This window comes from Gemmatimonadaceae bacterium (assembly GCA_035533015.1).
In the GTDB taxonomy this organism is placed as follows: Bacteria; Gemmatimonadota; Gemmatimonadetes; order Gemmatimonadales; family Gemmatimonadaceae; genus JAGWRI01.
Window position 1 is genome coordinate 1 of record DATLUQ010000030.1, and the last position, 5,577, is coordinate 5,577.

Annotated in this window: 5 protein-coding genes; all 5 read left to right on the top strand. The window is 69.4% G+C overall.

Going from position 1 to position 5,577, the window contains the following annotated elements; all coding sequences use genetic code 11:
- Positions 1–210 precede the first annotated feature (210 nt).
- Positions 211–2,919, top strand: a complete 2,709-nt coding sequence (locus tag VNF92_06670) for a protein kinase (GenBank protein HVA57554.1) — start codon at positions 211–213, stop codon at positions 2,917–2,919.
- A gap of 155 nt (positions 2,920–3,074) precedes the next feature.
- Positions 3,075–3,581, top strand: a complete 507-nt coding sequence (locus VNF92_06675; protein HVA57555.1) for a DUF1801 domain-containing protein — start codon at positions 3,075–3,077, stop codon at positions 3,579–3,581.
- A 384-nt stretch (positions 3,582–3,965) separates the two neighbouring features.
- Complete coding sequence (locus tag VNF92_06680; protein HVA57556.1) at positions 3,966–4,562, top strand: hypothetical protein; 597 nt, start codon at positions 3,966–3,968, stop codon at positions 4,560–4,562.
- Positions 4,559–5,212: a dihydrofolate reductase family protein gene (locus VNF92_06685; protein ID HVA57557.1), complete on the top strand. Its 654-nt coding sequence runs from the start codon at positions 4,559–4,561 to the stop codon at positions 5,210–5,212. Before VNF92_06680 ends, VNF92_06685 begins: the two co-directional genes overlap by 4 nt.
- Positions 5,213–5,226: 14 nt before the next feature.
- A partial coding sequence (locus VNF92_06690; GenBank protein ID HVA57558.1) for a GNAT family N-acetyltransferase occupies positions 5,227–5,577 on the top strand: 351 nt, incomplete at its 3' end.

Here is a 5,577-nt window from a genome sequence, read left to right on the forward strand (position 1 = left end):
TCGTCAGGCCGCACGCTCGCTCCACCTCCCCTCACGCGAGGAGGCCGTCGCGTGGGCCGCGCGCATCGCGAAGGCCTGTCGCTGTGACCAAGAGCTGCGCGTCTTCGGGTTCGACCCGCAGTCCTGAGGGCGACGTGGAAATGGCGCAGGAAGTGCTGCCAGCCCCCGCCCCTCGCGCAACCGCCCGTCACGACCGATGTTTATCCGATCATGTCCGACCCCATCGACCGCCTCACCGACGCCCTGAAGGACCGCTACCGCCTCGAGCGCGAGCTCGGCCAGGGCGGCATGGCCACCGTCTACCTGGCCCAGGACCTCAAGCACAATCGCAAGGTCGCGATCAAGGTCCTCAAGCCCGAGCTGGCCGCGGTGATCGGCGGCGAGCGGTTCGTGCAGGAGATCGCCACCACGGCGGCCCTGCAGCACCCGAACATCCTCCCGCTCTTCGACTCCGGCAGCGCCGACACCTTCCTCTTCTACGTCATGCCCTTCGTCGAGGGCGAGACGCTGCGCGCCAGGCTCGACCGCTCGACGCAGCTCGGCGTGGACGAATCGGTGAAGCTGGTGAGCGAGGTGGCCGACGCGCTGGACTACGCCCACCGCCACGGCGTGGTGCACCGCGACATCAAGCCCGAGAACATCCTGATCCACGAGGGGCGGCCCATGGTGGCCGACTTCGGGATCGCGATCGCCGTCTCGGCCGCGGCCGGCGGCCGCATGACCGAGACCGGCCTCTCGCTGGGCACGCCGCACTACATGAGCCCCGAGCAGGCCACGGCGGAGAAGAACATCGACGCCCGCAGCGACATCTACTCGCTGGGCGCGGTGCTGTACGAGATGCTCAGCGGCGACCCGCCCCACGTCGGCGCGTCGGTGCAGCAGATCATCATGAAGATCGTGACCGAGGACGCGGCGCCGGTCACCAAGACGCGCCGGTCGGTGCCGCCCAACGTGGCGGCCGCCGTGGCCACGGCGCTGGAGCGCCTCCCCGCCGACCGCTTCGAGAGCGCCAGGGACTTCGCGGCCGCCCTTCAGAATCCGGCGTTCCGCGGCACCGGCGCCACGGTCGCCCGAATGCGCGGCGCACCGGGCATCGCGCATGCCGGCCCGCGGGCGCGACTTCGCGATCCGTTCGTCGTGGGCCCGTGGCTCGCCGCGCTGGCCGCGATCGTCGTCGCCGTGGTGCTCGCCCGTCGGCCGGCACCGGCCGCCCCCGCGCTGCCGCCCATCCGCTTCCTGCTCGCGACCTCCGACAGCGTGTCCCCCTTCGACAACGGACCCTGGCCGGGCGCGATCTCGCCCGACGGCGGCACGGTGGTGTTCAGCGGCGCCGGGCCCGACCATCATCTGATGCTGTATTCCCTGCGCACCAACGAGTTGGACGCGCGGCCGATTCCCGGCACGGAGAACGGCACCCAGCCGTACTTCTCGCCCGACGGCGCCTGGGTGGGGTTCGAGCAGAACGGGCTGGAGCGCAAGGTGCGCCTCGACGGGACCAGCCCGGTCACGATCGCCGGCGGCGGCGTGGCCAACAACGGCGCCACGTGGACGCCCGGCGGAAAGATCGTCATCGGGTCGTTCGGGCACTTCGCCGGCCTCGTGTCCGTGAGCGCCGCCGGCGGCCAGCCCGTGCCCCTCACCCACGTGGACTCGGCCCACGGCGAGCGGGCGCACTACTGGCCCATCGCCACGCCGGATCCCAACACGGTGATATTCGCGATCTGGTATGGCAATCTAGGCTCGGCCAAGCTGGCGGCGGCGGCGGTAGACAACGGCCACGTGACCCCGCTCGGCATCTCCGGCGTCCGGCCGCTGGCCGTGGTGGACGGCCGGCTCGTCTACGTGCAGGCCGACGGGACCGTGATGGCCGTTCCGTTCGACCTGCGCCACCTGCGGGTCACCGGCTCGCCCACGCCGGTCCACGACCCGGTGGCGGTGCTGGCCGGGTCCAACGGCAATGCCGAGGTCTTCGTCTCCAACGGGGGCGGCCTGGTCTCCGGCCGCGCACGGGCGTCGGCGCGGCTGGTGTGGGCCGCGCGCGACGGCGCGGTCAGCCCGGTCTCGGATCAGCTGCGCGACTATACGCTCCTCGCGCTGTCGCCCGACGGGCGCCGCATCGCGGCCGAGATCGCGGACGACCACGGTAGCGACGTGTGGATCCAGGACCTCGACTCGCCCGCGGGACGGCGGGTCACGACCCTCGGGACCGTCCGGTGGGTATCCTGGACGCACGACGGGAGCGGCGTGGTATACGTGTCGCTGGACAGCGCGTCGCAGGGCAGCATCGTGTGGCTCCAGAACCTCGCCGACGGCTCGCCGCCGCAAAAGCTCTACGAGGACCCCACCGTGATCGGGGGCACCGTGCTCTCGCCCGACGGCAAGTCGCTGATCGTCAACAGCTATCAGAGTTCGTGGAAGCTGTTCCGGGTGCCGCTCGATTCCGGCTCCGCGCCCGCCGCCCGCGCCTACGTGGCCACCGGCTCCAACGCCAACTACCCCGCCTTCTCGCCGGACGGCCGGTGGGTGGCCTACATGTCCGACGAAACCGGCCAGACGGAGGTGTACGTTCGCTCGTTTCCCGACCCGGCGACGACGGTGCCCGTGTCCACCGGGGGCGGCGTCCTGCCCCAGTGGTCGCCCGACGGAACGCACCTGTACTACGCCGTCCTGGCCACCGGCAAACTCGCCGTCATCTCGGTGCGGGTCGCGCTCTCGCCGACCTTCCGGATCGTGAGCCGCGACACGCTGACCACCCTGAGTGGCGGCGTCAGCAACGCCGGGGTCTTCGTCTCCCCCGACGGCAAGCGGGTGGTGTACGCCTCCCCCGTTTCGAGCGCGTTCCAGATCTTCGTGGCGCCCAATTGGAGCACCGAAATGCGCCGCCGCCTGGCGGGCGCGGGCGGCGACGGCACGCACTGAGCGGGCGCCGCCCGGTGCTGTCTGCGCCGTGCACTCCCTCCTCGCTTGGCGCTGCTGCTGGCGGCCTGCGGCCGCCTGCCGCAACTTATTAGGGAACGCCGCCGCGGATCGCCGCGACGTTGGGCCGACACACTTCCACGGTACAGGTGACCGCCATGCCCGCCCGTAAGACCGACAAGACTTCCAAGCTCGCCGGGCACAAGCCGGCCAAGCGCAGGGCGGCAAAAGGCAAGGCCGCAACGACTCTGCCGGAATCCATGGTGACCGGCAAGGCAAGTCCCGCGAAGGCTGCGGTCGGCGACAAGGCGGCCTTCGCATACATCGCCAGTCTGCCGCAGCCGCAGCGCGGAATCGCGGAACGCGTCGATGCGCTTGCGGCCAGGACGCTTCCCGGCCTGCAGCGCTCCGTGAAATGGGGCATGTCGTACTATGGGGTCGGCGACGGCTGGTGCTTCTGTTGCGGCGGATTCGCCGACCACGTCAAGCTGATGTTCGTGAACGGTGCAGCGCTCATTCCGGTGCCGCCAGTGACGCCGGTGGCGATGGGCAAATCCACTCGGGGCGTGGAGCTTCAGTCAGTGGACGACCTCGACGAACGGCAACTCGCGGCATGGATGATTCAGGTCGCGGCCGTGCCCGGTGTCGGGCGGAAGAAGCGGTAGGCCCGAAGATGGATGTCGATGGCGTTGGTGTTGGGCAGCGGCCTGACAACAGCATGCAACGGACGGCGCTTCGCGCGCCGCTGATGCTGAGCGTTGGATAGCCGCGCGGCACTCATCGAGGAGCAAGTATGGAGTCTGTCCTTCAAGGGGGCGCGTCCGGTGTCTTTGTGTTCCTGTACGCGTACGTTGCGGGAACTCTTCTCTGGCTGATCTTCGTGGCTCCCGGCCTCTACCGACGGCAGCGAGAGTTGATCCGTCGGGTTGAGAGCTTGGAAGCGCGCCTGGAGCAGGCTGGCATCGGTGACCGCGCTACTTGAGATCAGGTTTGAAGTGCAACTATAGGGACTACGGGACATAGCATTCCTCCGGCGTGGGATTCCCCCGATGTATCGTGCCCTCTTGCTCCTATGCCTGGCCGGTTGCGCAAGCGCCCGCAACGCTCCGCGGGCGGACGATACCCTCGCGGCCGAGGACCTCGGCGTCGTACGCTTTGATGCAATGGGCCCGGCCCAACGGCGCCAACTCCTCGACGCTACTACCGCCGCTCACGCGCGCTGGCTGCAGTCGCGTCCGCATTCATATGCGCTGCGAGTGGTCGAGGTCGGGCCGTGCTTTGAAATACACACCATCGAGGCGCAGCCTCCCCGGCGCCCGGTCTACCTGATCGTTGGCGACTCGATCATCGGTCAGCGGCCTGGCGTCATCGCCGACTCGCTCGACCATGCCTGCTGGCATCGCTGGACGGCCGATTCTATCTTCGCGCAGGTGTTCAGGACACTCGAGAACCCGGGCCGCGTGCTGGATAGCGTGGTGTTCGATCCCCGCTACGGGATACCGCGCTCCTACGTTCTCGACCGCGGAGGTCACGGACCATCGCACATTGTTGTTGATCGTTTCACGGTGGTGCCGGACTCGGCGCCACAACCTGACTCGGGCGTGTCGGACCGCCCGGCCGTTCCCCAACCGAGGCATACCCAGTGACCCGAGTCCGCGTCAACAGCTTTTCCATTTCGCTCGACGGCTACGGCGCCGGGCCGAACCAGGACCTCGACAACCCACTCGGCGTGGGCGGCACCGACCTCCACCAATGGGTATTCCCGACGCGCACGTTCCAGCGCACCCTGTTCGGCGCCGACGGCGGCACCACGGGCATCGACGACGACTTCGCCGCGCGGGGCTTCGCGAACGTCGGCGCCTGGATTCTCGGACGCAACATGTTCGGACCGGTTCGCGGACCTTGGCCCGACATGGACTGGAAGGGCTGGTGGGGAGACAACCCGCCCTATCACGTGCCGGTGTTCGTCCTCACGCACCACGCCCGGCCGCCCATCGAGATGGAAGGCAACACGACGTTCCACTTCGTCACGGGCGGCATCCACGACGCGCTCGACCGGGCGCGCCAGGCCGCCAACGGAAAGGACGTGCGCATTGGCGGCGGACCCAGCACCATCCAGCAGTATCTCCGCGCCGGGCTCATCGACGAGATGCACGTCGCCATCGCACCGGTGGTGCTCGGCACGGGAGAGCGGCTGTTCGACGGCGTGGACACGCGAACGTCAGGCTACGAATGCATCCAGTTCGTGGCGTCGGACAAGGCCGCGCATATCGTGCTCCGCCGCTCTCAACCCTGAACCCGACTCCGCCCATGCTCGCCCTTTCGCCCGTCGCCCTGGAAGGCCACGGGGTGCGCCTGGAACCCCTGGTGCCCGCGCACGAGTCCGCACTCGCCGCGGCCGTGACCGACGGCCGGCTGTGGGAACTCTGGTACACCTCGGTGCCCGAGCCCGCCCAGGTGGCGGCCTACATTGCCGACGCGCTGGCCGGGCAGGCCGCCGGCCACATGCTGCCGTGGGCGGTGCGCGAGCTGACGTCGGGCGAGGTGATCGGCAGCACGCGGTATCACGACATCGTGGCGCCGATTGACCGGGTGCAGATCGGCTACACGTGGTACGCCCAGCGCTGGCAGCGCAGCCACGTGAACACGGCGTGCAAGCTG